This is a genomic window from Serratia sp. TSA_198.1 (assembly GCF_052686505.1).
The window spans coordinates 1,083,229-1,109,250 of record NZ_JBQZFP010000001.1 but is presented as its reverse complement, the minus strand read 5'-3'; the positions used below and the strand labels follow the sequence as shown (position 1 = coordinate 1,109,250).

23 protein-coding genes are annotated in these 26,022 nt (G+C 55.8%); 13 read left to right on the top strand and 10 right to left on the bottom strand.

The genetic code is table 11. The features are described from left to right. Nucleotides 1-105: 105 nt before the first annotated feature. The 11 genes from arnB to ACUTSW_RS05125 all read left to right on the top strand — a co-directional run bounded on the left by arnB (nucleotide 106) and on the right by ACUTSW_RS05125 (nucleotide 12,185). Nucleotides 106-1,260, top strand: coding sequence for a UDP-4-amino-4-deoxy-L-arabinose aminotransferase (arnB, locus tag ACUTSW_RS05175; RefSeq protein ID WP_062870627.1), 1,155 nt, complete (start codon nucleotides 106-108; stop codon nucleotides 1,258-1,260). Next, entirely contained in the window at nucleotides 1,247-2,227 is a 981-nt protein-coding gene (arnC, locus tag ACUTSW_RS05170) for an undecaprenyl-phosphate 4-deoxy-4-formamido-L-arabinose transferase (RefSeq protein ID WP_006324910.1), read from the top strand. Before arnB ends, arnC begins: the two co-directional genes overlap by 14 nt. After that, entirely contained in the window at nucleotides 2,227-4,209 is a 1,983-nt protein-coding gene (arnA, locus tag ACUTSW_RS05165; RefSeq protein ID WP_445584446.1) for a bifunctional UDP-4-amino-4-deoxy-L-arabinose formyltransferase/UDP-glucuronic acid oxidase ArnA, read from the top strand. Before arnC ends, arnA begins: the two co-directional genes overlap by 1 nt. Then, complete coding sequence (gene arnD / locus ACUTSW_RS05160; RefSeq protein ID WP_004943624.1) at nucleotides 4,206-5,111, top strand: 4-deoxy-4-formamido-L-arabinose-phosphoundecaprenol deformylase; 906 nt, start codon at nucleotides 4,206-4,208, stop codon at nucleotides 5,109-5,111. Before arnA ends, arnD begins: the two co-directional genes overlap by 4 nt. Then, entirely contained in the window at nucleotides 5,108-6,772 is a 1,665-nt protein-coding gene (arnT, locus tag ACUTSW_RS05155) for a lipid IV(A) 4-amino-4-deoxy-L-arabinosyltransferase (protein ID WP_445583858.1), read from the top strand. The genes arnD and arnT overlap by 4 nt, the downstream gene beginning before the upstream one ends. Continuing rightward, the gene (gene arnE / locus ACUTSW_RS05150; protein WP_062870629.1) at nucleotides 6,769-7,116 is read left to right on the top strand and encodes a 4-amino-4-deoxy-L-arabinose-phosphoundecaprenol flippase subunit ArnE; all 348 of its coding nucleotides are present in this window, start codon (nucleotides 6,769-6,771) and stop codon (nucleotides 7,114-7,116) included. The genes arnT and arnE overlap by 4 nt, the downstream gene beginning before the upstream one ends. Further along, nucleotides 7,113-7,505, top strand: a complete 393-nt coding sequence (gene arnF / locus ACUTSW_RS05145; protein WP_004943631.1) for a 4-amino-4-deoxy-L-arabinose-phosphoundecaprenol flippase subunit ArnF — start codon at nucleotides 7,113-7,115, stop codon at nucleotides 7,503-7,505. Before arnE ends, arnF begins: the two co-directional genes overlap by 4 nt. 173 nt (nucleotides 7,506-7,678) lie before the next feature. Then, complete coding sequence (locus ACUTSW_RS05140; protein ID WP_004943635.1) at nucleotides 7,679-8,143, top strand: NlpC/P60 family protein; 465 nt, start codon at nucleotides 7,679-7,681, stop codon at nucleotides 8,141-8,143. Between the two features lie 57 nt (nucleotides 8,144-8,200). Next, on the top strand, nucleotides 8,201-9,214 hold the full coding sequence (locus tag ACUTSW_RS05135) for a lipoate--protein ligase A (protein ID WP_445583857.1): 1,014 nt from the start codon (nucleotides 8,201-8,203) through the stop codon (nucleotides 9,212-9,214). A 543-nt stretch (nucleotides 9,215-9,757) separates the two neighbouring features. Beyond that, complete coding sequence (locus tag ACUTSW_RS05130) at nucleotides 9,758-10,498, top strand: EAL domain-containing protein (RefSeq protein ID WP_063197626.1); 741 nt, start codon at nucleotides 9,758-9,760, stop codon at nucleotides 10,496-10,498. Nucleotides 10,499-10,742: 244 nt separating this feature from the next. Then, nucleotides 10,743-12,185, top strand: coding sequence for a protein adenylyltransferase SelO (locus tag ACUTSW_RS05125; RefSeq protein WP_445583856.1), 1,443 nt, complete (start codon nucleotides 10,743-10,745; stop codon nucleotides 12,183-12,185). 100 nt (nucleotides 12,186-12,285) lie between these two features. On the opposite strand, the gene ACUTSW_RS05120 is transcribed toward ACUTSW_RS05125, so the two are convergent. The 9 genes from ACUTSW_RS05120 to ppsR all read right to left on the bottom strand — a co-directional run bounded on the left by ACUTSW_RS05120 (nucleotide 12,286) and on the right by ppsR (nucleotide 21,236). After that, nucleotides 12,286-13,071 (bottom strand): heme ABC transporter ATP-binding protein, encoded by a 786-nt coding sequence (locus tag ACUTSW_RS05120; RefSeq protein ID WP_197927363.1) that lies wholly within the window; start codon nucleotides 13,069-13,071, stop codon nucleotides 12,286-12,288. Continuing rightward, entirely contained in the window at nucleotides 13,064-14,068 is a 1,005-nt protein-coding gene (locus ACUTSW_RS05115) for a FecCD family ABC transporter permease (protein WP_445583855.1), read from the bottom strand. Before ACUTSW_RS05115 ends, ACUTSW_RS05120 begins: the two co-directional genes overlap by 8 nt. Then, nucleotides 14,068-14,898 (bottom strand): heme/hemin ABC transporter substrate-binding protein, encoded by an 831-nt coding sequence (locus ACUTSW_RS05110; protein ID WP_445583854.1) that lies wholly within the window; start codon nucleotides 14,896-14,898, stop codon nucleotides 14,068-14,070. The genes ACUTSW_RS05115 and ACUTSW_RS05110 overlap by 1 nt, the downstream gene beginning before the upstream one ends. Continuing rightward, on the bottom strand, nucleotides 14,895-15,929 hold the full coding sequence (locus ACUTSW_RS05105; protein ID WP_445583853.1) for a hemin-degrading factor: 1,035 nt from the start codon (nucleotides 15,927-15,929) through the stop codon (nucleotides 14,895-14,897). Before ACUTSW_RS05105 ends, ACUTSW_RS05110 begins: the two co-directional genes overlap by 4 nt. A 63-nt stretch (nucleotides 15,930-15,992) precedes the next feature. Further along, the gene (locus ACUTSW_RS05100; RefSeq protein ID WP_445583852.1) at nucleotides 15,993-18,074 is read right to left on the bottom strand and encodes a TonB-dependent hemoglobin/transferrin/lactoferrin family receptor; all 2,082 of its coding nucleotides are present in this window, start codon (nucleotides 18,072-18,074) and stop codon (nucleotides 15,993-15,995) included. Between the two features lie 93 nt (nucleotides 18,075-18,167). Beyond that, nucleotides 18,168-18,359, bottom strand: a complete 192-nt coding sequence (hemP, locus tag ACUTSW_RS05095) for a hemin uptake protein HemP (protein ID WP_445583851.1) — start codon at nucleotides 18,357-18,359, stop codon at nucleotides 18,168-18,170. 162 nt (nucleotides 18,360-18,521) lie between these two features. Further along, a complete protein-coding gene (locus tag ACUTSW_RS05090; protein WP_004943671.1) occupies nucleotides 18,522-19,007 on the bottom strand; it encodes a glutathione peroxidase in 486 nt (161 codons plus the stop codon). A gap of 125 nt (nucleotides 19,008-19,132) precedes the next feature. Further along, entirely contained in the window at nucleotides 19,133-20,179 is a 1,047-nt protein-coding gene (locus ACUTSW_RS05085) for a 3-deoxy-7-phosphoheptulonate synthase (protein WP_445583850.1), read from the bottom strand. Nucleotides 20,180-20,414: 235 nt separating this feature from the next. Then, nucleotides 20,415-21,236 carry a posphoenolpyruvate synthetase regulatory kinase/phosphorylase PpsR gene (ppsR, locus tag ACUTSW_RS05080; protein WP_062870640.1) on the bottom strand — a complete coding sequence of 274 codons (822 nt, stop codon included), beginning with the start codon at nucleotides 21,234-21,236 and terminating at the stop codon, nucleotides 20,415-20,417. A 26-nt stretch (nucleotides 21,237-21,262) separates the two neighbouring features. On the opposite strand from ppsR, the gene ACUTSW_RS05075 reads away from it, so the two are divergent. Together ACUTSW_RS05075 and ppsA are read left to right on the top strand one after the other, a co-directional pair. Continuing rightward, nucleotides 21,263-21,517, top strand: a complete 255-nt coding sequence (locus ACUTSW_RS05075; protein WP_445583849.1) for a hypothetical protein — start codon at nucleotides 21,263-21,265, stop codon at nucleotides 21,515-21,517. A gap of 250 nt (nucleotides 21,518-21,767) precedes the next feature. Beyond that, nucleotides 21,768-24,146, top strand: a complete 2,379-nt coding sequence (gene ppsA / locus ACUTSW_RS05070; protein WP_445583848.1) for a phosphoenolpyruvate synthase — start codon at nucleotides 21,768-21,770, stop codon at nucleotides 24,144-24,146. Nucleotides 24,147-24,616: 470 nt separating this feature from the next. Here ppsA and ydiK read toward each other — a convergent pair whose 3' ends face one another. Next, the gene (gene ydiK / locus ACUTSW_RS05065; RefSeq protein ID WP_020438918.1) at nucleotides 24,617-25,717 is read right to left on the bottom strand and encodes an AI-2E family transporter YdiK; all 1,101 of its coding nucleotides are present in this window, start codon (nucleotides 25,715-25,717) and stop codon (nucleotides 24,617-24,619) included. Nucleotides 25,718-26,022: the final 305 nt, after the last annotated feature.

Genomic DNA, 26,022 nt, shown 5'->3' with positions numbered 1-26,022 from the left:
TTGGCAGCTAATCCACCAGGAACGATTCTCTCTGGCGTTTAATATTCGTTAAATGAAAGAGATCTACAGTGTCATTAAAGAAATTTGATGAGTTTGGGGTTAACTATGGATGAATTTTTACCTTTTTCTCGCCCGGCCATTGGCGATGAAGAGATCGCAGCGGTAGAAAAGGTATTGCGCTCCGGCTGGATCACCACCGGCCCGCAGAATCAGCAATTGGAAAACGAGTTCTGCTCCACCTTCGGATGTAAACACGCCATAGCCGTTTGTTCCGCCACTGCGGGCATGCACATCACCCTGATGGCGCTGGGCATTGGCCCGGGTGATGAGGTTATCACGCCCTCGCAAACCTGGGTTTCCACCCTCAATATGATTGAATTGCTTGGCGCGACGCCGGTGATGATTGATGTTGATCGCGATACGCTGATGGTCAGTGCCGCCGATGTCGAAGCGGCCATTACGGCTAAAACCAAAGCCATTGTCCCGGTGCATTACGCCGGTGCGCCGCTGCAGATGGACGCTTTGCGCGATGTGGCAACGCGCCACAACCTCCCCCTGATCGAAGATGCTGCCCATGCGGTGGGTACCCGTTACAACGGCGAGTGGGTCGGCGCACGCGGCACGGCAATTTTTTCCTTCCATGCGATTAAAAACCTGACCTGTGCCGAGGGTGGCCTGATTGCCACCGACGACGATGCGCTGGCCGATCGCGTACGTTGCCTGAAGTTCCACGGACTGGCGGTTGACGCCTTCGATCGCCAACAACTGGGGCGCAAGCCGCAGGCAGAGGTGGTGGAACCGGGCTACAAATACAACCTTTCGGATATTCACGCGGCCATAGCTGTCGTGCAGTTAGCTCGTCTGCCGCAGTTGAACGCCCGTCGCAAAGCGCTGGCCCAGCGTTATTTGGCCGCGCTGGAAGGTTCGCCTTTCCAGCCGCTGGGGCAGCCTGATTACCCGCATGATCACGCCTGGCATCTGTTTATGGTGCGTGTTGATGCCGAACGTTGCGGCATCGATCGCGACCAACTGATGGAGCGCCTGAAAGCGTTGGGCATCGGCACCGGCCTGCATTTCCGCGCTGCCCATACCCAGAAGTTTTACCGCGAACGTTATCCGCAGCTGTCGTTGCCGAACACTGAATGGAACTCGGCGCGTCTGTGCACCTTACCGTTATTCCCTGATATGACCGACGGCGATGTTGATCGCGTGGTCAACGCCTTATCTTCTGTTGTGGAGTCGTTACGTGTCTCGCGTTGAACCGATAAAAAAAGTTTCGGTGGTGATCCCGGTATACAACGAGCAGGAAAGTTTGCCTGCCTTGCTTGAGCGTACTACCGCCGCCTGTAAACAACTGACTCAACCTTATGAAATTATCCTGGTCGATGACGGCAGCAGCGACAACTCAGCCGATATGCTGACCGCCGCGGCAGAGCAGCCGGGCAGCTGCGTGATTGCCGTTTTGCTGAACCGTAATTACGGCCAACACTCGGCAATCATGGCCGGCTTCAATCAGGTGAGCGGCGATCTGGTGATTACGCTGGACGCCGATTTGCAAAACCCGCCGGAAGAGATCCCGCGCCTGGTACGGGTCGCAGAAGAGGGCTATGACGTGGTGGGCACCGTGCGTGCCAACCGCCAGGACTCCTGGTTCCGCAAAAGCGCCTCACGCATTATCAATATGATGATCCAACGTGCTACCGGCAAATCGATGGGCGATTACGGCTGCATGTTGCGCGCCTATCGCCGCCATATTATCGAAGCCATGCTGAACTGCCACGAACGCAGCACCTTTATCCCGATCCTGGCGAACACCTTCGCCCGACGGACCACCGAAATCGACGTGCTGCACGCTGAACGCGAGTTTGGCGATTCCAAATACAGCCTGATGAAGTTGATTAACCTGATGTACGACTTGCTCACCTGCCTGACGACGACACCGCTGCGTTTGCTCAGCGTTGTAGGCAGCGTGGTGGCGCTCTCGGGTTTTGTGCTGGCGGTAGTGCTGATCGCCCTGCGTTTGATTATGGGGCCCGAATGGTCGGGCGGTGGGGTGTTCACGCTGTTTGCGGTGCTGTTTACCTTTATTGGTGCTCAATTTGTCGGCATGGGTCTGTTGGGAGAGTACATAGGTCGTATTTATACCGACGTACGCGCTCGCCCTCGTTATTTTGTTCAGAAAGTGGTCGGTGAACAGCCGGTTCACAATACTCAGGAAGAAGAATGATGAAAGCTATTGTATTTGCTTACCATGATATTGGCTGCGCGGGTTTGAAAGCGCTGACTGACGCAGGCTATGACGTTCAGGCGGTATTTACGCATACCGACGATCCTGGTGAGAACAATTTCTTCTCCTCTGTAGCCCGTTTAGGCGCTGAATTGGAGCTGCCGGTCTATGCGCCGGAAGACGTTAACCACCCGTTGTGGATCGAGCGCATCCGTCAGATGCAACCGGACGTGATTTTCTCATTCTATTACCGCAACCTGTTAAGCGATGAGATCCTTTCGCTGGCGCCGCTTGGCGGGTTCAATCTGCACGGTTCGTTGCTGCCGCGCTTCCGCGGCCGTGCGCCGGTGAACTGGGCGCTGGTCAACGGCGAAACCGAAACCGGCGCCACGCTGCACAAAATGGTCAAGCGCCCGGATGCCGGGGATATCGTTGGTCAGCGTAAAGTGGCGATCGCCGCTGAGGATACGGCGCTGACGTTACACAAAAAAGTGCTGGAAGCGGCACAGGCGCTGCTGAAAGATGAACTGCCTAAACTGAAAAACGGCACCGCCTCATTCACTGCGCAAAATGAAGCCGACGCCAGCTATTTTGGCCGCCGCACAGCCGCAGACGGTGAAATTTTGTGGCATAAATCCGCGCAGGAAATCGACAACCTGATCCGTGCGGTCACCGAGCCTTACCCTGGCGCATTCAGCTACCTTGGCCAACGTAAGCTGATCGTCTGGCGCGCCCGCGTGCTGGATGCCCAGCATGATAAACAACCGGGTACAGTGCTTAGCACCTCGCCGCTGATCATCGCTTGCGGTGAAGGCGCGCTGGAAATCGTTGCCGGGCAAAACGAGTCCGGTCTGTACGTGCAGGGCAGCCGCCTGGCGCAGGAAATGGGTATCGTGACCGATGTGCGCCTGGCCGCCAAGCCGAATGCAGTCATGAAGCGCAGAACTCGCGTGTTGATCCTGGGCGTTAACGGTTTTATCGGCAATCACCTGACCGAACGCCTGCTGCGTGACGATCGTTACGACATTTACGGTCTGGATATCGGCTCTGATGCCATCAGCCGTTTCCTGGATAACCCGCGCTTCCACTTTGTGGAAGGGGATATCAGCATCCACTCCGAGTGGATCGAGTATCACATCAAGAAATGCGACGTGGTGTTGCCGCTGGTGGCCATTGCGACGCCTATCGAATACACCCGCAACCCACTGCGCGTATTCGAGTTGGATTTCGAAGAAAACCTGAAAATCGTCCGCGACTGTGTGAAATACAATAAGCGCATTATCTTCCCGTCCACCTCCGAGGTGTACGGCATGTGCGATGACAAAGAATTTGATGAAGACCATTCGCGTCTGATCGTCGGGCCGATCAACAAACAGCGCTGGATTTACTCGGTGTCCAAGCAGTTGCTGGACCGGGTGATCTGGGCATACGGCGCCAAGGAAGGATTGAAGTTCACGCTGTTCCGTCCGTTTAACTGGATGGGGCCGCGCCTGGACAATCTGGATGCGGCGCGTATCGGTTCATCACGCGCTATCACCCAGTTAATCCTCAATCTGGTGGAAGGTTCGCCGATCAAACTGATGGACGGCGGGGCGCAAAAACGCTGCTTTACCGACATCAACGACGGTATCGAAGCGCTGTTCCGCATTATCGAAAACCGCGACGGTTTGTGTGACGGTCAGATCGTCAATATCGGTAACCCGACCAATGAGGCCAGCATCCGTGAACTGGCGGAAATGCTGCTCGAGAGTTTCAACAATCACCCGTTGCGCGACAGCTTCCCGCCGTTTGCCGGTTTCAAGGATGTAGAAAGCAGCAGCTATTACGGCAAAGGGTATCAGGACGTCGAGCACCGTACGCCGAGCATCAAGAATGCCCGCCGCCTGCTGGGTTGGCAGCCGACCATTGCGATGCAGCAGACCGTTGCAGACACGTTGGATTACTTCCTGCGCACTACCGTTCAGGAAGGTAAAGGTGAATGAAGAAAGTCGGTCTGCGAGTTGATGTAGATACCTTCAGCGGTACCCGGGAAGGGGTGCCGCAGTTGCTGGAGCTGTTCGACAAGTACGGTATTCAGGCCAGTTTCTTCTTCAGCGTAGGACCGGACAATATGGGGCGCCATCTGTGGCGCCTTTTACGTCCGAAATTCCTGTGGAAAATGCTGCGTTCGAACGCCGCGTCACTGTACGGTTGGGATATCCTGCTGGCCGGTACCGCCTGGCCGGGGCGCAATATTTCCCGCACTCTGGGGCCGTTGATGAAACGTACCGCCGAGGCCGGGCATGAAGTGGGGCTGCACGCGTGGGATCATCAGGGTTGGCAGGCGAACGTCGGCCGCTGGTCTGAGGCGCAACTGACGCAGCAGGTTCAACGGGGCGTGGATGCGCTAACCGCCAGTACCGGCCAGCCGGTAAAATGCTCGGCGGTCGCCGGCTGGCGTGCGGATACGCGGGTACTGGAGGTGAAGCAGCGTTTCGGTTTTCACTACAACAGCGACTGCCGGGGCACCCATCCATTTCGTCCGCAGTTAAGCGATGGCCGTCTCGGCACCGTGCAAATCCCGGTTACGTTGCCCACTTTTGACGAGGTGATTGGCAGTGAAGTCAGTATGGCCGACTTCAACGATTACATTCTGCAAGCCATTGAAAACGACCAGGGCGTGCCGGTGTATACCATTCATACCGAAGTGGAAGGGATGTCGCAGGCAGCGATGTTCGAACAGTTACTGCAGCGCGCGCAACGACAGGGCATAGCATTCTGTCCGTTGAGCGAACTGCTGCCGCACGATTTGGCTTCATTGCCATTGGGCCGCATCAAGCGCGCTCCTTTCCCCGGCCGCGAAGGTTGGCTGGGTTGTCAAACCGATGTGAAGGACGATTCATGAAGGCGCTAAAAGGATCATGGGCCATCTTGCTGGCCATTTTTTTTGCTCTGGTTTACCTGATTCCCCTCAATGGTCGCCTGCTGTGGCAGCCTGATGAAACCCGTTATGCCGAAATCAGCCGCGAGATGCTGCAGCGCGGCGACTGGGTAGTGCCCAATCTGCTTGGCCTGCGTTATTTTGAAAAACCGGTAGCCGGTTACTGGTTTAACAACATCAGCCAATGGTTGTTTGGCGAGACCAACTTTGCGGTGCGTTTCGGCTCGGTATTCAGCACCGGCATGACTGCGCTGTTGGTCTTTGCGCTGGCGATGCTGATGTGGCGCAATGCGCGCCGCGCCAGCCTGGCGGTGCTGATTTTCCTGTCGATGGTACTGGTGTTCAGCATCGGTACCTACAGCGTACTGGATCCGATGATCTCACTGTGGTTGGCCGCGGCGATGGTCAGTTATTACCTGACGTTGAAAGCCACCACGGTCAAAGGCAAGCTGGGCGGTTACGCGCTGCTGGGGGTGGCCTGCGGCATGGGCTTTATGACCAAGGGGTTCCTGGCGCTGGCGGTGCCGGTGATTGCGGTGATCCCGATTGTCATTCAGCAACGGCGGATTAAAGATCTTCTTATTTACGGCCCAGTGGCGATAGTGGTGGCGGTGTTGCTCAGCTTGCCTTGGGCGCTGGCCATTGCCCAGAGAGAACCGGACTTCTGGAACTACTTCTTCTGGGTGGAGCATATTCAGCGCTTCGCCGAGGACAATGCGCAGCATAAGGCACCGTTCTGGTACTACATTCCGATTCTGTTTGCCGGGGTGTTGCCGTGGGCGGCGCTGCTGCCAGGGGCGCTGATCAAGGGCTGGCGTGAACGCATCAATCGCCCGGAGCTGTTTTTCCTGCTCAGTTGGGTAGTGATGCCACTGATCTTCTTCAGCATCGCCAAGGGTAAGCTGCCGACCTATATTCTGCCGTGCATGGCACCGCTGGCGCTGTTGATGGCGGCCTATGCCGAGGATTATGCGGCGGCACTGCGCAGCAAGGCATTCAAAGTCAATGCGCTGCTGAACGGATTGTTTGGCGCGATCGGCGTATTGGCGCTATTGATTATCGGTACTGGTCTGTTGCCCAAGGTGCATTTGTTTAGCGCCCAGGAATGGCCGAAGATAGTGATCGGCATTATCGCCTTTGCCGGGTGGTTACTGTTCGCCGTGGTGTCGGTGCGTGATAATGCACGCCGTTGGCACTGGGCTGCCGCCTGTCCGTTGCTGCTTTGCCTGCTGATTGGCTATGCGATTCCGCAACAGGTGACCGATTCCAAGTTGCCGCAAAACTTCACACGGGTGAACATGGCAGAATTAAGCCATAGCCGCTATGTGCTGACAGACAGCGTGGGGGTCGCCGCCGGCCTGGCCTGGGAACTGAAGCGCAGCGACGTGCTGATGTTCAGCGAAAAGGGCGAAGTGTCTTATGGTCTGGACTACCCGGATGCCCGCAGCCATTTCATCAGCGATGAAGATTTCCCTCAGTGGTTGGCACAGGCGCGCAAGCAGGGCGATGTCTCGCTGGTATTGCAATTGTCGAGAGGGGATCACGTGCCAAAAAACTTACCGACCGCAGACAAGATTGTTGAGATGAACCGCCTGGCGCTGGTTTGGTATCAACAGCAACCATGATGATCGGTTACCTGTTGGTGATTGTGGTCAGTCTGCTCACCTGCGGTGGGCAGCTGTGCCAGAAACAGGCCGCTCTGTGCTGGCAATTGCCGCCGGAGGTCAGACGAGGGCCGACGCTGCGCTGGTTGGCGCTGGCGGTGTTGCTGCTGGGGGCCGGCATGGCGGTGTGGCTCAACGTGTTGCAACGTTTGCCGCTCAGCCTGGCGTACCCGATGCTCAGCCTGAATTTTGTGCTGGTGACGCTGGCTGCCCGCTGGCTGTTTCAGGAACCGACCACCTTGCGCCATTGGTGTGGCGTAGCGTCCATTATGCTGGGGATACTGTTGATGAGTGTACACCCATGAGGGGCTATGCCTGGGGCGCTGCCAGCGTATTGTTGGTGACGTTGGCGCAACTGTTGATGAAGTGGGGCATGGCGCAGATCCCGCTGATGTCGTTCGCCGACGTGACATTGGCGCTGCTCATGCATTACTGGTTGCCGCTGCTGGCTGTGGGTTGCGGTATCTTTGGCTATGCGTTGTCGATGCTGTGCTGGTTCTTTGCGCTGCATCATTTGCCGCTCAATCGCGCTTATCCGCTGTTGAGCGTCAGTTATGCTCTGGTGTATCTGGCTGCGGTGATCCTGCCCTGGTTTAATGAATCCGCTACCCTGCTGAAAACGCTGGGAACGCTGTTTATCCTGTTTGGGGTGTGGCTGATTAACAGCAAGGCTGGGGTAAAAACGGCCCAATAGCGCAAAAATTGGCGTCAACGCGATTATCTCCTTCACAGTGCTTGCCTTTTTCCCCATGCGGGAGATAAATTAGCGCCAAATAGCTCTCTCCTAACGTGGTGCCGACTTTGCCTCGCTGGCGGTGTGGTTGACCGGGCGGCATGATGCGGCAACGGGTTCAATGAAGGGATATTATGCGGATGCGTGTTTGGTTTTTATTAGCCAGTTTAATTCTTGCCGGTTGCAGCAGCCATGCGCCGCCGCCAAGCGGCCGGTTGGCCGACTCGATCGTGGTGGTGGCTCAATTGAACGAGCAACTGCGGCAATGGTACGGCACGCCATATCGTTACGGCGGGATGGATCGCGGCGGCGTCGACTGCTCAGGATTTGTCTATCGCACCTTCCGTGACCGTTTCGATATGCAATTGCCGCGCTCTACCGAAGAGCAAACCGAGCTCGGCACCAAAGTCTCGCGTGATGAATTGATGCCGGGCGATCTGGTGTTTTTCAAAACCGGCGCGGGTGAAAATGGTTTACACGTGGGTATCTACGATACCAACGATCAATTTATCCATGCCTCAACCAGCCGCGGCGTCATTCGTTCCTCGCTGGACAATGTCTATTGGAAGCGAGCCTATTGGCAGGCGCGGCGCATTTAACCTTAACCCTTTGATTCGGTGTATCATGGCGGCATCACGTCCTTAACGGTGACCGCCATGAATAGCCTACGTTTACTGATTTCCGACTCCTACGATCCCTGGTTCAATCTGGCCGTGGAAGAGTGCATCTTCCGCGAGATGACCACGCAGAAAATCCTGTTCTTATGGCGCAACGCCGAAACCGTGGTCATTGGCCAGTCGCAGAACCCGTGGAAAGAGTGCAACACCCGACGGATGGAGCAAGATGGGATCCGGCTGGCACGGCGCAGCAGCGGGGGCGGAGCGGTATTTCACGACCTGGGCAATACCTGTTTTACCTTTATGGCAGGTAAACCCGGCTACGATAAAAACGTGTCCACCGGCATTATTCTGGCGGCACTGGCTCAACTGGGGATCTCTGCCACGGCATCAGGGCGCAATGATCTGGTGATCGACACCGCAGAGGGCGTGCGTAAAATATCCGGCTCGGCCTACCGTGAAACTCAGGATCGCGGGTTTCACCATGGCACGTTATTACTGAACGCCGATCTAAACCGTCTGGCGGACTACCTCAACCCGGACCCCAAAAAATTGCAGGCCAAGGGCATCACCTCAGTTCGTTCTCGCGTCGCCAACCTGGCGGATTTCCGGCCCGATATCAACCACCAACAGATATGCGATGCCGTGACTCAGGCATTCTTTGACCATTATGGCGATACCGCCAGGGCGGAAATCATCTCTCCGGATGTTTATCCGGATCTGCCTGATTTTGCCGCGCAGTTCGCCAGGCAAAGCAGCTGGGAATGGAATTTCGGCAAAGCGCCTGCATTTAGCCATTTGCTGAATGAGCGCTTTGCCTGGGGCGGGGTGGATATCTTCTTTGATGTGGAAAAGGGAGCCATTGACAGGGCGCAGATTTTTACCGATAGCCTTAACCCTGCGCCGTTGCAACAGTTGGCGCAAAGGCTGGTGGGATGTGCCTACCGCAGTGAGGCTGTGGTAAGTTGTTGCGATAGTTTGATCGCGCAGTTTCCCGATCATGCCGCCGAGTTGGCTGAACTGCGGCAATGGTTGGCCGAGACGATTAAATAACATTCAGGCTGCGACTATCCTGGGATGAGGCAACTCATCCTTTTTTACGCCGTGTGGCCCCTACTTTGTTGTTGTATCTCATCGTCAAAAAAGTCGTAAATGCAGGCTCAGCATAAATTCGCTAAAAATCAAGGTGGGCATTTTTTGGTTGTTTCAATGCTGAGAATAGCGCAGTGAATTGATGTGTTATTAAATTTAATCAGTTGTTAGGGAATTGGGGCGTAATTGCGTTGAGTGCCAAGGACAGGTTTCCAGGCTGATAGGAATTTCTTTAATTAAAACAATGGAGATAAGTCAAATTTTAAGCATTACGCTATCACCTAAGTTAAATGCCTCTCAATTTCATTCGTTCCGTTCTGATCTTGTCATAAGTTAAATTGTTTTTTATTCATTTTTTTGCGAACTACGCATAGCTTTAATCTATCAATTAAATGATAACTTATTGGTAATTACATTGATATTTCCGATTAATCCCAGGGGGATTGATCGATAAAATATATTGATATACGATGAGCTGCTCGCCATTCTGCCTGTGGCATTAAAATGAAAATTCAATTCGAAGCTGACTTTATTAGTAGCTATGTTTTTCAACCTGTTTACTCAATGGACGGCAGGCTGATGGCGGTGGAAATTTTATGCCGTTTCAATAGCCTGGACGGTGATTTAGCTATGCCGGCTGACATTGGGATTACGTTATTGACCCCTGATCAAAGGATTGAGTTATTTAATGAGCAATTGAGACTGGCGGAGCAATATGCCAGTTGGTTTATCGAGCACGACGTGCTGTTGACCCTCAATATCGAAGAAACCCTTGTCGATGCGATCCTCACTGACGAGCTGCTGTGTCAACGCCTACGGCAGTGGTCGTTTATTGCATTTGAGATCAGTGAGGCTTTTCCGAATCTTTCGGCGGGAAAGAACAATACCAAGGTCAGCCGGCTAAGCGAAATGTTCACTCTGTGGCTGGATAATTTTGGTTCGGGGCAGGCGACATTGACCGCATTGTATGACGGCCTGTTCGACTATGTGAAAATCGACAAACATTTTTACTGGCAGCTGTTTACCCACGAGGGATATGACGTAGTCATAGACTCGCTATTAAAGAATATCAACCTGCTGTGCAAGGGGGTGATTGTCTGCGGCATAGAGAAGAAGGAGTATTTTAATAAGCTCAGGCATGCCGGTGTTTTGGGTTTGCAGGGTTTTTTATGGCCCAGCGTTGGTGTGGATAATCTGGCCGCTTTGCGGGGTACGCCTGAAGAGTTCAATAGCAATAATCGATAGCGCCGCCCACCTCAGAGTAATAATGGATCGGATGATTTTTGCTGTGATTCCGCCCCTGTTATTTATCATGAATTTCTCGCTGAAAAAGCCTTTCATTCATCGGCAGAATAAGGCGCTTAAACCCTACTGACGCAAACGCCTATCCTCCGCCTCTGCCTGGGTTCTCGACAGAGGTGTTCTCCCTGCATTTCCTCTGTGTTAATCCGCACGCCCAGGCTCTACACTAAGTGGATACGGAGGGCCTATGCCGCAGTTTGAAAATGCTTATCACCACCAGTTACCCGGTTTTTATAGCGAATTGAAACCCACGCCGCTGAAGGGCGCTCGCCTGCTGTATCACAGTGAGCCGCTGGCGCGAGAGCTGGGGTTGGACGAAAGCTGGTTTACCCAGGACAAGACCCCGATATGGTCGGGTGAAAGGCTGCTGCCTGGTATGCAGCCGTTGGCGCAGGTGTACAGCGGCCACCAGTTTGGCGTGTGGGCTGGGCAATTGGGCGACGGCCGCGGCATTTTGCTCGGCGAGCAAAAGCTGGCGGATGGCCGCAGCATGGACTGGCACCTGAAAGGCGCGGGGCTAACGCCTTATTCGCGGATGGGCGACGGGCGTGCCGTATTGCGTTCGGCGATCCGTGAATTTCTGGCCTCTGAGGCGTTGTATCATCTGGGGATCCCGACCACGCGCGCGTTGACTCTGGTGACCAGCGAACAGCCCGTTTTCCGTGAACAGCCAGAGCGTGGGGCGATGTTGCTGCGCGTGGCGGAAAGCCATGTGCGCTTCGGCCATTTTGAGCATTTTTACTACCGCAAACAGCCGGAGCAGGTGCAACAGCTGGCCGATTTTGTGATCGCCCGCCATTGGCCGCAGTTGAAGGATCACGATGACGGCTATTTACCCTGGTTTATTGACGTTGTTGAACGCACTGCGCGCTTAATCGCGCATTGGCAGACCGTCGGGTTCGCTCACGGCGTGATGAACACCGATAATATGTCTATCCTTGGCATCACCATCGATTATGGTCCTTACGCTTTCCTCGATGATTATAAACCTGACTTTATCTGTAACCACTCGGATCATCAGGGGCGTTATGCCTTTGATAATCAGCCTGCGGTTGCGCTGTGGAACCTCCACCGGCTGGCGCAGGCGCTGTCCGGGTTGATGACCACCGAGCAGTTGCAGCAGGCGCTGGCGGCCTATGAACCGGCGTTGATGCGAGCCTATGGGGAACAGATGCGTGCCAAACTCGGTTTTTTCACCCAGTCGACTCAGGATAACGATCTGCTGACCGGGCTGTTGAGCCTGATGGCACAAGAGGGGCGTGACTATACCCGAACTTTCCGCTTGCTGAGCCAGACGGAACAGCAACAGGCGCAGTCGCCGTTGCGGGATGAGTTTATCGATCGCGGCGCATTCGACGCGTGGTATCAGCAATATCGGCAGCGTTTGCAGCAAGAGCAGGTGAGCGACAGTGAACGGCAGCAGGCGATGAAGGCGGCAAATCCCAAATTAATCCTGCGCAATTATTTGGCGCAGCAGGCGATAGAGAGTGCCGAGCAGGATGATGTCAGCAAGCTGGCGCGCCTGCATCAGGCGTTGCTGACGCCGTTCGCCGATGCGGCTGAATACGACGATCTTGCCGCTTTGCCGCCAGATTGGGGCAAGCATCTGGAGATTTCCTGCTCGAGCTGAAATACCTGCCGCGTTTCACATTGCAGCGGGCTAACGTGGGCGCGGCATGCTGCGCGCCAACACGCCGCCTGGCTGAAGTGTGAACAGGCATGGCGACCGTTCACTGACGCAGATAAACCTGTGGTAGCGCCACTTCCGGGTGGTGCACCACGCCTAAATCGGCCTGATACCAGCGGGTCAGAATATCCGCCTGCAATACCTCCTGCGGTGTGCCCACGGCAACCAAACGCCCCTGATGCAGCAATAAAATACGGTCGGCATACAGCGCCGCCAGGTTCAGATCGTGCAGTACGCAGCACACCGCAATGGGCTGTTGCCGTGTCAGTGAACGCAACAACCTCAGCGTATGCTGCTGGTGGTAGAGATCCAGCGCCGAGGTAGGTTCATCCAGGAACAACCAGGAAGGCGAGGGCTGCGGCTGCCAAAGCTGCGCCAGCACGCGGGCTAACTGTACCCGTTGCTGTTCACCGCCGGAAAGGCGGCGATAATCCCGCTGGGCCAGTTCAAGACAATCGGTTTGCGCCATCACCTGCTGTACCGCTTGCTGCACATGACGTTTGCCGTGCGGTGACCTGCCCATGCTGACCACTTCCTCGACGGTAAACGGAAAGGCCAGATCGCTGTGCTGACGCATCACCGCACGTACCTTGGCTAACTGTTGCGGCTGCCATTGATCCAACGGCAACTCAAGAAGTTTGCACTCCCCGCAGCTCGGCGACAGGTAGCCGGTTAACAGACGCAGCAGCGTCGATTTCCCCGCGCCGTTCGGCCCGATAATCGCCACCATTTCACCGCTGGCGATACTCAGCGATACGTCGTTGACTAACCGACGCGAACCCAGGCTGTAACGTAGCTGATGTGCCGTCAGGCTTGATTCGTTATCCATCCGTACGCTCCCGCGGGCTGATGACCAGCCATAAGAAATAAGGCCCGCCAATCAGGCTGGTCATCAGCCCAACCGGCATCTCCGCCGGTGCCACCAGCGTCCGTGCCAGCGTGTCGCTGACCAGCAGCAGGCAGGCACCGCCCAGCGCGGAGCAGGGCAGCAGCCAGCGGTGGTCGCCGCCGAGTCGCATGCGCACCAAATGCGGCACCACTAGGCCGATAAAGCCAATGACGCCGCTCATCGCCACCGCCGCGCCAATCAACAACGCGCTGAGCAGAAGCAGTTGCAGTTTGGCACGCTGGACATTCACACCGAGATAGTGCGCCTCTTCATCGCCCAGCTGCAGCAGGTTCAGGCAGCGTGCCTGTAACAGCGTCAGCAGGGCCGTCGGCAGGATCAGCGAGGCCGATACGATCAGCGTTGGCCATTGTGACTGGCTCAGGCTACCCATCATCCACAATGAAAACTGACGCAGCTGTTGATCGTTGCTGAGATAAGACAGCACGCCGATGGCCGCCATGCACAGGGCGTTGATGGCGATCCCCGCCAACAACAGGCGTGACAGGCTGCCGTGCCCGCTGCGGCTGATACCGTAGATCAGCAGTGACACCAGCAGGCTGCCGAGGAAAGCCGCCATCATGTGGCCATACAAGGCAATCACCGGCGGCAGGGCCAGCGGCATAACGATAATCAGCGCGACAAACAGTGCACCGCCGCTACTGATGCCCAACAGGCTGGGGTCGGCCAGCGGATTGCGGAACAGCCCCTGCATGACGGCGCCGGACACCGCCAGTGCGCAGCCGATGACCACCGCCAGCAGCACACGCGGCAAGCGGATGTTTAGCCAGATATGCCAAGAGGTATCGCTGAACGGCTCTTGCCACAGGGTGCGAAACGACAGCGTCAGCGCGCCCATATTGGCGGCACCCAGCGCCAATAGCGCAAGCAGCACCAACAGGCCGACAATGGTCACGCGCGGAGAAATGCGACCGGGCATTACTTTTGCTCCGCCGCATTACGCAGTTTGGCCAGCGCCGCCGGCGTTTCCAGCCCAAAGCCCAGCAGCGCCATGTCGTCGACCACCAACACGCGGTGGTTTTTGCCGGCAGGCGTGAGGGCAATGCCGGGCAGTTTCCACAGCTGATCCAGGCCACCGAGGGTCTTGACGCCATCGGTGGTGACCAGCAGCAGATCGGGCGCGCTGGCGATCACGCCTTCCTGCGACAGCGGGCGGTAGCGGTTGAATCCTTGCATCGCATTCTTCAACCCTGCGGCGGTGATGACCGCATCGGCGGCGGTATGTTGCCCGGCGGCCATCGGTGTAATGCCGCCGTGGCTCATGACGAACAACACCCTGATCGGCAACGAAGACGTGTTCACCTGCGCGAGCTGTTGTTGGTAACGGGCGCTCAGTTGTTTGCCCTGGTCGGTGCGTTGCAGCGCCTGGGCGATGACCGCGATTTTTTCCGGCACCGCCTGCAAAGTGGTGTCGCCGGGAATTCGCACCACCTTCACGCCGTTTTCCTCCAACTGCTTGAGCACCAGCGCAGGTTCAGCCAGTTCGGTGGCCAGCACCAGCGTGGGTTTCAGAGCCAGAATGCCTTCGGCATTGAGTTGACGCATATAACCGACATCCGGCAAGGGTTTCACGGCCGCCGGCTGCAGGCTGGTGCTGTCTCGTGCCACGAGCTCATCGCCCGCGCCAAGGGCGAAGGCAATTTCGGTGACGTCGCCGCCAATCGAGACAATACGTTCCGCCGCCGCAGCGGTGAACGGCAACGCCAGCGCAAGGCACAACGTCAGACGACGGGACAATGAAGATTTCATGCGGCAATGTCCTTGGGTTCAAGGGCGGCAACCTGCTCGCGCCACTGGGTTTGTTCCGGCTGGCCCTCGGTACGTTGGCCGTAAAGTTGGGCGATTTGCGTGCCGTCGGCGGCGAACAGTTCCAGGCTGGTGACGAAGCCGTCTTTGGTGGGTTTGCGGGTGATCCAGCTTTCTGCAATTGCGCCTTCGATCAGGTGCAGAGTGAAGCGGCGGTTAAACACGTTAATCCAACCTTCCTGCGGCATCAGCCGCTCGATCTGGCCGGTGAAGATCTGCACGCAACCTCGGTTGCCGACAAAAATCATGATCTCGTTCTGCAAGCCGTGCGCGGCATTGAGCAACTGCGCCAAGGCGTTGTTATCCACCCGGTACGCCAGATCGTTGCCGACGGCGCGGAAGGCCTGCTGACGCGTCAGCTTATGGCGGCCCAGCAGTTGGAAGAACTGGTGAACGTCGGTCATCTCACGCCATTCCCGGTCGATTTTTTCGGCGTCCGGTGCGGCGTTGCTGACCGTAGGGGCTGCCGCCTTCAATGCCAGTGCCGGGTTTTCTGTGCTCAGATGGCGCTCGACCAGCGCCATCCAGGCCACCAGATCGGTTTCCTCGGTGGTGTACACCTTATGCAAGGCATCGCCCTGATGATCGAAGAACTGAATGCTGTGGCGTACGCCGCGTTTGTTGGTTTCGCTCATGGCAAATACGCTGGCCCACTGGTTGAGGAACAGGCGTAAATCCAGCTCGCGTGGGTTAAGAATTAACCCCGCGTGGCCGTTCAGGTGTTGGTTAAGGTAGCGGCCCATTTGCTCATGCACCGCATAGCTGTTGCGAGTAATGGACTTGGTCACACCAACCTGTGCCAGCTCGGTCAGCAGGGCACGTGCGTCGGCTTGCAGGCGGTGGGTGTCTTCACCCACGCGGGCATGGGTCAGTTCCGCTTCGCTGACACCCAGCAGTTCCGCCAGATCGCGTGCATATTTGCCAGGATTATCAATTTTTGCCTGCTGGTAACTGGCGTATAAGTTGTTGATCATCGGTTGTGCTCCTGTGTGTGGTTCACGCGGCGGGCAATCGGCTCGCCCGCCGTATTCAAAAGGTTACCACTGATAGCTGACCAGCAGTTTGGCGTTGCGGCCATCTTGCGGAATGCCCTGCGGCGAGTAATATTCTTTATCGAAGGCGTTGCCCAGCACCACCGTGGTGGTGACGCCCTGCAGGCGTTCGCGGCCTTTATAGCTCAGGTAGAAATCGTTGACGCCGTAGCCGCCTTGCTCGGCGGTACCGGTTTCCACACGAGTGGCGCGCTCGGCGAAGGTAGCGACCCAACCGGTCGACAGGCCGGTTTCACCCAACGGGATATCCAGCGTGCTGGTCACGGTGTCAGGGTTGATGCTGTTTAACCAGTCGCCGCTGGCTTCGTTCTTGCCGCGAGTGCGGTTGTAAGCCAGATCCCAGCCGAAAATCGCCGTTTTGTAGCTCAACATGGCGTCCCAGCCCCAGATTTTTGCGCGGTCAATATTGGTCGAGAAAGTGGTGCAACTGATGCAATAGGGACCACGCGGGCCACGCCCCAACTCCATGGTGACATCGGTAGTGATGTAATCTCTGGCCTTGGTGTCAAAATAGCTGGCTTTGAATTGCAGGCTGTCGTCCGCCAGCAGCAAATCGTCAAAACGCAGGCCGAAACCGTATTCCTGAGTTGCGTTGGTTTCCGGCTTCAGATTGGGGTTTGGCACCCAGTTGTTGGTAAGGGTGGTCGGGCCCATGGGGATCGAGAAATGTTTGGAGTCGTTATACATTTCCCCCATGGTGGGTGCCCGGAACGCCTGGGAGTATGACCCGAACACCATCAGCCAGTCGGTTGGCGTAATGCTGATTGCCCCTCGTGACGACCATTTGTCGGCGTCGACATCCGCATAGCCGTCGCTGGAGCCTTTGTAGTTATCGTAACGTGTGCCTGCAAGCAGGGTGATGGGCAGGTCGCGCAGGGTGACTTCATCCTGAAGCCAGCCGGAAGCAAAGTTGATTTTCGCCTGAGGGAAGCTTTCTGTCGCACCGCCCGGCGTCTGTTCTTGCTTATACGCTTCCGAACCATAGGTAAACAGGTGTGACGCGAAGGTATCGGCAAACAAACGGGTGCGGTTTTCCAGTTTTACACCGCGTGTGGTTTGCTTGCGCGCTTCATCTTCACTGCCGTCAGTGTGAGCGTTGATCTCCACATCGGAATAATACACTTTCGCTTCGGCATCCAGCCAGTCCTGGCCAACAGGTTTCAGGCTGTAGCTGAGCTGGCCGTCGCGCTGAATCGTGGAGCGGTCGGTCATCAGGTTGCCGCTGGAGCTGGCGGATTCCTGGGGGTTTTTCGGCTCCTGCGCCCGATTGTTGTAGTAACGCAGATTGCCGCTCAATGACTGGTTTTCATCCAGAGTCCAGGTACCTTTGGCCAACAGGTTGTTGATGGTTTCATCGTTTGGCGCGTCAAAACCGTTGCCCTGGCGCAAATTGCCGACGTCGCGGGTGCCGAACGACAGCAGGCCGTCGAGATTGTCGGTCTTGCCGTAGGCGCTGGCACCCATACCCAGGCTGTGATCGCCGCTGCCGGCGGTACCATAGACCCGGAAGCCGGTGTCATGGCCAGGCAGCAGCAGATCGGCGGCATCGACCGTTTCATAGGCGACCACGCCGCCCAGTGCGCCGCTGCCGTACAGCAGGGCGGCCGGACCCCGGACGACTTCAATGCGTTTAATCAGACCGGGATCGAGGAAGGTGCCATTGATGTGTCCGGTATCCGTTCCCTGACGGATGCCATCCACCAACGTCAGTACACCCCGGCGATCATAGCCACGCATCATAATGTCCTGGCCGTTGCTGCGGCCGGTACCGGTAACGGTGATACCGGGTACCCGGCGCAGCATATCGGCTGCGGTAGACGCAGTCTGGCTTTCCGGCGTGTTGCCTTCGATCACGGTGACCATCATCGGCGCTTCAAAGCTGCTGCGTGCGTTGCCGGTAGCGGCGACAGTCAGGGTTTCGTCGCTGGCTTTGTCCGTTTTAGCCGACACATCGCTGGAAGAAGAAACTGTGCTGGTAGTTTGTGCAAAAGTCACCGTCGGCAGAGCGCAGGCAATCGCCAGACTCAATGCGGATAAACGCTGCCGGGTGTAAGAGGGCAAAGGCATGTCGCAACTCTCCATATGTTTTAAACATATCAATAGATTTGCTGGCTGCCTGGATCGAAGCGATCGGGGTGGCTGGCGTTGAAGAATAAGGGATTATTTGGTCAGGATTAATTTCCCGGCCTTGGTCTGCCGCAGTTGGTAACGCTGGCCCTGATGGAGGATGATCGCTACGCCGTCGGCATCAAGCAACTGCGCGCTGTCGTAGCAAGGAGGCGAGATCAGGCTGCGTTCAGCACCGGAGGCAGTTTTGCCCTGCGGGGTGTTATTGTGATTATCCATCGTCATTTGTTTATAAAACAGACCATTAAATGGTAATTAATATCATATTGATAATCATTATCATGTGAACGAAAGGTTACATCAAGGAAAATTTTCTTACCGATGGAACCTTTTTGAAAGAAGGGCCGACGGAGCGGTTCGGGCATGCCCGTCCCGCAAAGTAAGGGGTTATTTCAGCAGGGTTTCGATGCGGTCAAACAGACGCTCAGGTTTGGTAATGGGCGCAAAACGTTTCACCCGCTGGCCGTCGGCGGTCAGCAGGAACTTGGTGAAGTTCCACTTGATGCGCTTGCTGCCCAGCACCCCTGGCCCCAGGCGTTTCAATTCGTTGAACAGCGGATGCGCGCCGGGGCCGTTAACCTCCACCTTGCTGAACAGCGGGAAGCTGACGCCGTAGTTGAGCGTACAGAAATTGGCGATCTCCAGCGGATCCCCCGGCTCTTGCGCACCAAATTGATTGCACGGGAACCCCAACACCATCAGGCCGCGATCCCGATAGTACTGCCACAGGTTTTCCAGGCCACGGTATTGCGGAGTAAAGCCGCATTTGCTGGCAGTATTAACCACCAGATAAGCGCGGGCGGGAAAGTCGCCCAGAGTTTTGTGCTCCCCTTGCAGAGTGACGCAAGGGATGGATAACAGTGAATGGCTCATGCAGGAAACTCCACATCCTGTTGGCAGGGGCGCGATTTATAGCGTCTGCGGGCTTGATTGGCGTAAGTATAGATGAGGGAAGGGAACGTTGAAAAACCGGGGTGTCGCCACCCCGGAGAACAGGTTCAGAAGCGGGTATCCACCGCATCGGCCAACATGGCCAGCAGTTGTTCGCTGTCGGACCAGCTCAGGCATGGATCGGTGATTGACTGGCCGTAAGTCAGCGGTTGGCCGGCAACGATTTTCTGCGTGCCTTCCACCAGGAAACTTTCTGCCATCACGCCGGTGACGGCGGCGGAACCGGCGCGGATCTGCTGGCAGACATTCTCGGCCACTTCCAGTTGGCGGCGATGCAGTTTCTGGCAGTTGCCGTGGCTAAAGTCGATAACCAGATGCTCCGGCAGCTCAAATTCGCGCAGGCTGTCGCAGGCGGCAACGATATCGGTGGCGTGGTAGTTCGGCGTTTTGCCGCCGCGCATGATGATATGGCCGTAGGGATTGCCGCTGGTCTGATAAATCGTCATCTGCCCGTTTTTGTCCGGCGACAGGAACATGTGGCCGGCGCGCGCCGCTCGGATGGCGTCAATGGCGATGCGGGTATTGCCATCGGTACCGTTCTTGAAGCCCACTGGGCAGGAGAGCGCAGAAGCCATTTCGCGGTGGATCTGGCTTTCGGTGGTGCGTGCGCCGATGGCGCCCCAACTGATCAAATCGGCAATGTACTGGCCGACCACCATGTCCAGGAATTCGGTGGCGGTCGGCAGGCCGAGCTGATTGACTTCCAGTAACAGTCGGCGTGCCATTTCGATGCCGCGATTTACCTGAAAGGTGCCATCCAGCGCTGGATCCGAGATCAGGCCTTTCCAGCCCACCACGGTGCGCGGCTTTTCAAAATAAGTGCGCATCACGATTTCCAGGCGATCCTGATAGCGAATGCGCAGCGCATTCAGACGGCCGGCATAATCGATGGCGGCGTCTAAATCGTGGATGGAGCAGGGGCCGATAACCACCAACAGGCGACGATCTTCGCCGGTAAGAATCTTTTCAATTCGTTGTCGTGACGCTGTCACGCTATCGGCAATGTCCGCCGACATCGGCAGCTTTTCCGCCAATGCTTGTGGCGTGACGAGGCTGTCGATGCGCGCGGTCCGCAGTTCATCTGTTTTGTGCATGATTTTCTCTAAAGACTTTTCTTCGCTGCGGCAGGAGTGCCGGGAAGTGATGCCGATCACAATAACGTAAAAATCGGTGAATTCAACCGTAGAAATTGTGTTCTGTTGATCGAAGCCACTAAAAAAAGCACAAAAATCAGGGTCTGCGGGGAAATCAGCGGTAGACGGCAGGGAAAATTCCCCTGCCGGGAGATCGCACGGCCAGGCTAGTTGTTAGCGGCGAGCGCCATGCTGCCTAGAACATGCGGCGACTCATGCCAAGAATATCCAGGATTTTAGTGGAGATTTCCTCCACCGAATAGTTGGTGGTATTCAGATAGCGAATCTGGTTCTTGCGGAACAGCGCTTCTACTTCGGCAAGCTCCATCCGGCACTGGCGAAGGGAGGCATAACGGCTGTTTTCTCGGCGTTCTTCACGGATGGCGGCCAGCCGCTCCGGATCGATGGTCAGCCCGAACAGTTTATGCTGAAACGGTTTCAGCGCGGCAGGGAGATGCAAATTGTCCATATCGTCGGCGGTAAACGGATAGTTGGCGGCGCGGATCCCGAACTGCATGGCCAGATACAGGCTGGTGGGGGTTTTACCGCAGCGGGATACGCCCAACAATATGACCTGAGCCTGATCGAGATTACGTAGCGATATGCCGTCATCATGGGCTAACGTGTAGTCAATGGCGGCGATACGGGCATCATATTTACCAAGGTTGCTGGCCGTCAGCCCGTGGGTGCGGTTCGGCACCGGCGTGGGTTCAACGTCCAGTTCGCCCTGCAGAGGGCCGACCAGCGCCTGAACGATATCCTGGCAAAAGCCTTCGCTCTGGGTGATGACATTACGCACTTCCGGCGAAATGATGGAATAAAACACCAACGGGCGCACGCCGGTATCGCGATAAATATCGTTAATCTGTTGGCAGACTCCACGGGCCCGCGCTTCGGTTTCAACGAAGGGCAACGTAAAGGTGGTGGCCTTGACCGGGAACTGAGACAAAACCGCGTGGCCCAATACTTCGGCGGTGATCGCCGTGCCATCCGAAATATAAAAAACGCTTCTTTCCACCCGAGGCTCCTTACCTGAAAACGGTGATGCAGTTGTATCGCCTGCTTAACAGTATCATGGGCTTCAGGTTTACCGGCGGTAAAGGGGCGGGCAAAAAAAATGTGATAATGCGGGCAGAGTTGGTCATTAATTTTCGAGGTAGGGAGAATCATGAACCACAGTTTTTTCAGATGAAACATCATTTTAATTTTTATGAAAAGCAGAGTTTATTTTCAGTGGTGGAATGTTCAGCGCATTGGCGTTATGTTCATCAAAAGCCATTGAGTTTGAATGGTCTTTAAAACTGAAGTTTAAAAAATACTTAATTTGTTGAGATTTAAGCTTTTAGTGCCACAGGGAACGATTCCAGTCAAATTTCGCCGTTCAGGTAATTTTCCGAAAATCCACTTTCTTCATCGGGTTGATCGATTCACCTTTCCATTTCCTATGGATCATTGTGCTAGTCTGAGTTGGCTCCGTTTTGTCGGCGCCCAAGAAAGCAAACGAATTAAATCCGTCTATACCCTACTGATAGCAATAAGGATTGTCTCGATGTCCAACAATGGCCCAGACTTGCGTAATGTGCTTTGGTACAACCAGCTCGGCATGCACGACGTTGACCGTGTCGGCGGCAAAAATGCCTCCCTCGGTGAAATGATCACCAATCTTTCCGATTTGGGCGTGGCCGTACCAAACGGTTTTGCCACCACCGCACAGGCGTTTAACGATTTCCTCGAGCAAAGCGGTGTTAACCAGCGCATCTATCAATTACTGGATCAAACTGACGTTGACGATGTTGCTCAACTGGCCAAGGCCGGTGCGCAAATCCGCCAATGGGTCATCGACACGCCATTCCATGCGGAATTCGAGCGCGAAATTAACCTGGCTTACCAACAGCTGGCGGACGGCGAACCGGAAGCCTCGTTTGCCGTGCGTTCCTCCGCGACCGCGGAAGACATGCCGGATGCCTCTTTTGCCGGCCAGCAGGAAACCTTCCTCAACGTCCAGGGCATCGACGCTGTCATGGTGGCGATCAAACACGTTTTCGCCTCGCTGTTTAACGATCGCGCCATCTCGTATCGCGTACATCAGGGCTATGACCACCGCGGCGTAGCCTTGTCGGCCGGCGTACAGCGCATGGTACGTTCCGACCTGGCGTCTTCCGGCGTGATGTTCACCATTGATACCGAGTCGGGCTTTGATCAGGTGGTGTTTATTACGTCCGCCTTCGGCCTGGGCGAAATGGTGGTGCAGGGCGCGGTGAACCCGGATGAGTTCTATGTGCACAAACCGACGCTGCTACGCGGCAATCCGGCTATCGTCCGCCGCAACCTCGGCTCGAAGAAAATCCGCATGGTGTATGCGCCTTCGCTGGATCACGGCAAGCAGGTGCAAATTGAAGATGTGCCAGAGCAGCAACGCAATCGTTTCTCTCTGACCGACCAGGAAGTGGAAGCGCTGGCGCATCAGGCGATTTTGATCGAAAAACATTACGGCCGCCCGATGGACATCGAGTGGGCCAAAGACGGCCATACCGGAAAATTGCTGATTGTGCAGGCGCGTCCGGAAACCGTGCGTTCCAACGAGCAGACGATGGAACGTTATCAGCTTAACGGCACAAGTACGGTGCTGGTGGAAGGGCGAGCTATCGGCCATCGCATTGGTGCCGGCCCGGTGAAGGTGATCCACAGCATCAGCGAAATGGATCGTATTCTGCCGGGTGACGTGCTGGTTACCGACATGACCGACCCGGACTGGGAACCGATCATGAAGAAAGCGGCGGCGATAGTCACCAACCGTGGGGGGCGTACTTGCCACGCGGCGATTATCGCTCGCGAGCTGGGTATCCCGGCGGTAGTCGGCTGTGGCAACGCCACCGATTTGCTGAAAGACGGCCAGAACGTCACCGTTTCCTGTGCGGAAGGCGATACCGGCTTCGTGTACAGCGATATGATCGACTTTACCGTACAGAGCTTTGAAGTGACCGAATTGCCGGACCTGCCGTTGAAAATCATGATGAACGTCGGTAACCCGGATCGGGCTTTCGATTTTGCCCGTTTACCGAATGAAGGCGTGGGCCTGGCCCGTCTGGAATTTATCATCAACCGCATGATTGGCGTCCATCCAAAGGCGTTGCTGGAGTTCGATCAACAAACCCCGGAGCTGCAGAACGAAATCAAGGCGTTGATGCTGGGTTATGACCACCCGGTCGAGTTCTATGTGGGCCGCCTGACGGAAGGGATCGCCACGCTGGGTGCGGCATTCTGGCCGAAGCGGGTGATCGTTCGTCTGTCCGATTTCAAATCCAATGAATACGCCAACCTGGTGGGCGGCGAGAAGTATGAACCGCACGAGGAAAACCCTATGCTGGGCTTCCGTGGGGCAGGCCGCTACGTGTCGGACAGCTTCCGCGATTGCTTTGCGATGGAGTGCGATGCGGTAAAACGTGTGCGCAACGACATGGGCCTCACCAACGTCGAGATCATGGTGCCCTTTGTTCGCACCGTAGCGCAGGCGGAGGCGGTGGTTGCGGAGTTGGCACGTCAGGGTCTTAAGCGCGGCGAGAACGGCCTGAAAGTGATCATGATGTGTGAAATTCCGTCCAATGCGCTGTTGGCGGATCAGTTCCTGGAGCACTTTGACGGCTTCTCGATCGGCTCTAATGACATGACTCAGTTGACGCTGGGGTTGGACCGCGATTCTGGCGTGGTGTCGGAACTGTTTGATGAACGCAACGAAGCGGTGAAGGCGCTGCTGTCGATGGCGATTCAGGCCGCTAAGCGTCATGGCAAATACGTGGGTATTTGTGGCCAGGGGCCATCCGATCACGAGGATTTCGCCGAATGGCTGATGGAGCAGGGCATTGATAGCCTGTCCCTCAATCCGGATACCGTGGTGCAAACCTGGATCAATCTGTCGAAGAAAAAATAACTCTTCGTCGCCAGATTAATTGCTGAAGCAAAACCGTAACTCAGGTTACGGTTTTTTTATTGCTGAATGTAAATAGTGCCGGTGAGAAAATCGCCGTGGTCAAAAAAAGAATAAAAAAAAGCCCATCAAGAGACGGGCAAAGACTACACACAGCAATTTACATGTATGGCATTACATTGTTTGGAAAGCTTGCTTTGAAATCAGTGATTTGAAGCAATAGATGGTAATAATACTAGATATTTAAAGCCTGCCAGTCATTAAGAATCATCCTAATAAATACTTGCCTCATGATTTATTTTTCTGAACGCTTATTTTATCTTTATCCTATAAAGATGCATTCACTCGGCATGTTTAATTAATGTGCTCTAGCGGGCGGTTATATTATGGCAGAGAGTGAATTCGAAGGCCGGAAATGAACCGGGAGTCTTGCAGAGGGTATTCTGCCCGGTTGCCCGGGCAGAATAGGGGAATTACCGCTCTTCCAACTCTTTGGCGACTTCATCCAGATCGGCCGTGGGTTCTGGCGTTTCATCCATCCAGGCGGTGAGCAGACGATAAGATACCGCCAACACCACCGGGCCGATAAACAGGCCGATCATGCCGAAGGCCAGCAGGCCGCCGATAACGCCGGACAGGATCAGGAGCATCGGCAGATCGGCGCCCATGCGGATCAGCACCGGCCGCAACACGTTATCCAGCGTGGCGACCACGCAGCTCCACACCAACAGGACGGTGCCCCAGGTGGTGTCGCCGCTCCAGTACAACCAGATAATCGCCGGTACCAGCACCAGTAACGGCCCCAATTGCGCCACGCAGCAGATGAATATCAGCACCGTCAGCAAGGTGGCGGCAGGAATGCCGGACACCGCCAGGCCAATCCCGCCCAGCACCGATTGCACCAGCGCCGTCACCACAACGCCCAGCGCTACCGCGCGGATCGCCTGGCCACCCAGCACCACCGCCGCGTCGCCGCGCTCGGCCGCAAGACGCGCCGCAAAGTGGCGAATACCCAGGGCGACTTGTTCACCGCGCGCATACAGCAGCACGCTGAACAGCAACATCAGCGTACAGTGCAGCAGGAAACGGCCGATATGCGCCGCTTGCGCGACAAACCAGGTGGCGGTCTGACCGAAGTAAGGTTGGATCTTCGCCAGCAACGCCGCGCCGCCGGCATTCACCAGAGTGTGGTAGCTGTTATAAACTTTGTTGCCGATCATCGGGATCGATTGCAACCAGGCCAGATCGGGAATATGCAGCTTGCCGGGGGTGCTGGCCCAGGCAACGACTGGCGCACTGTTGTCCACTACGCTGCTGACCAGCAGCGAAATCGGCAGGATAAACAGCAGGATCAGCAGCAGTGTCATGACCAGTACCGCCAGCGAGCGTCGGCCCCACAGCAGTTTTTGCAGTTTTATCAGCAGCGGCCAGGTGGCGATGACCACCATGCCCGCCCAGGCGAAGCCGAGAATAAAGGGTTGAATGACCCAAAAACAGGCGACGATCATGATGACGATAAACAGCACGCCAAAAATAATCCGTGGCAAATCGTATCGGGAGTGCGGGAGTGTCATGAATTAGGTTCTCATCCTGGTAAGTTAAATCCTTTGTACCCGCTAAGCATGGTGCATTTTCGCCACTTTTCACAATGCGGCGCACCTTTTATCGCACGCCATTCTGTAGCGGGGTAATTGTGATAATGTGAATGCCTTCACTAAACGAGTATGTTAGTTTTCAGCATCAATAAAAAGTAGGGTGGGTCTGAATATACCCTATGAATTTCAGGTTGCAGCCTACAACGCCGCAGCCTGAAAGGCGACGGGTAAAGACCTGATTCAGCGTATATTAACGCATAAAAAATAGACAGACAGGGTCAAAA

Excerpts from the sequence above, each read along its gene's own strand:
- arnB (WP_062870627.1), top strand. The coding sequence starts at position 106 with ATGGATGAATTTTTACCTTTTTCTCGCCCGGCCATTGGCGATGAAGAG.
- arnA (WP_445584446.1), top strand. The coding sequence starts at position 2,227 with ATGAAAGCTATTGTATTTGCTTACCATGATATTGGCTGCGCGGGTTTG.
- arnD (WP_004943624.1), top strand. The coding sequence starts at position 4,206 with ATGAAGAAAGTCGGTCTGCGAGTTGATGTAGATACCTTCAGCGGTACC.
- arnT (WP_445583858.1), top strand. The coding sequence starts at position 5,108 with ATGAAGGCGCTAAAAGGATCATGGGCCATCTTGCTGGCCATTTTTTTT.
- arnE (WP_062870629.1), top strand. The coding sequence starts at position 6,769 with ATGATGATCGGTTACCTGTTGGTGATTGTGGTCAGTCTGCTCACCTGC.
- arnF (WP_004943631.1), top strand. The coding sequence starts at position 7,113 with ATGAGGGGCTATGCCTGGGGCGCTGCCAGCGTATTGTTGGTGACGTTG.
- ACUTSW_RS05140 (WP_004943635.1), top strand. The coding sequence starts at position 7,679 with ATGCGGATGCGTGTTTGGTTTTTATTAGCCAGTTTAATTCTTGCCGGT.
- ACUTSW_RS05135 (WP_445583857.1), top strand. The coding sequence starts at position 8,201 with ATGAATAGCCTACGTTTACTGATTTCCGACTCCTACGATCCCTGGTTC.
- ACUTSW_RS05130 (WP_063197626.1), top strand. The coding sequence starts at position 9,758 with ATGAAAATTCAATTCGAAGCTGACTTTATTAGTAGCTATGTTTTTCAA.
- ACUTSW_RS05125 (WP_445583856.1), top strand. The coding sequence starts at position 10,743 with ATGCCGCAGTTTGAAAATGCTTATCACCACCAGTTACCCGGTTTTTAT.
- ACUTSW_RS05120 (WP_197927363.1), bottom strand. The coding sequence starts at position 13,071 with ATGGATAACGAATCAAGCCTGACGGCACATCAGCTACGTTACAGCCTG.
- ACUTSW_RS05115 (WP_445583855.1), bottom strand. The coding sequence starts at position 14,068 with ATGCCCGGTCGCATTTCTCCGCGCGTGACCATTGTCGGCCTGTTGGTG.
- ACUTSW_RS05110 (WP_445583854.1), bottom strand. The coding sequence starts at position 14,898 with ATGAAATCTTCATTGTCCCGTCGTCTGACGTTGTGCCTTGCGCTGGCG.
- ACUTSW_RS05105 (WP_445583853.1), bottom strand. The coding sequence starts at position 15,929 with ATGATCAACAACTTATACGCCAGTTACCAGCAGGCAAAAATTGATAAT.
- ACUTSW_RS05100 (WP_445583852.1), bottom strand. The coding sequence starts at position 18,074 with ATGCCTTTGCCCTCTTACACCCGGCAGCGTTTATCCGCATTGAGTCTG.
- hemP (WP_445583851.1), bottom strand. The coding sequence starts at position 18,359 with ATGACGATGGATAATCACAATAACACCCCGCAGGGCAAAACTGCCTCC.
- ACUTSW_RS05090 (WP_004943671.1), bottom strand. The coding sequence starts at position 19,007 with ATGAGCCATTCACTGTTATCCATCCCTTGCGTCACTCTGCAAGGGGAG.
- ACUTSW_RS05085 (WP_445583850.1), bottom strand. The coding sequence starts at position 20,179 with ATGCACAAAACAGATGAACTGCGGACCGCGCGCATCGACAGCCTCGTC.
- ACUTSW_RS05075 (WP_445583849.1), top strand. The coding sequence starts at position 21,263 with ATGCAGTTGTATCGCCTGCTTAACAGTATCATGGGCTTCAGGTTTACC.
- ppsA (WP_445583848.1), top strand. The coding sequence starts at position 21,768 with ATGTCCAACAATGGCCCAGACTTGCGTAATGTGCTTTGGTACAACCAG.
- ydiK (WP_020438918.1), bottom strand. The coding sequence starts at position 25,717 with ATGACACTCCCGCACTCCCGATACGATTTGCCACGGATTATTTTTGGC.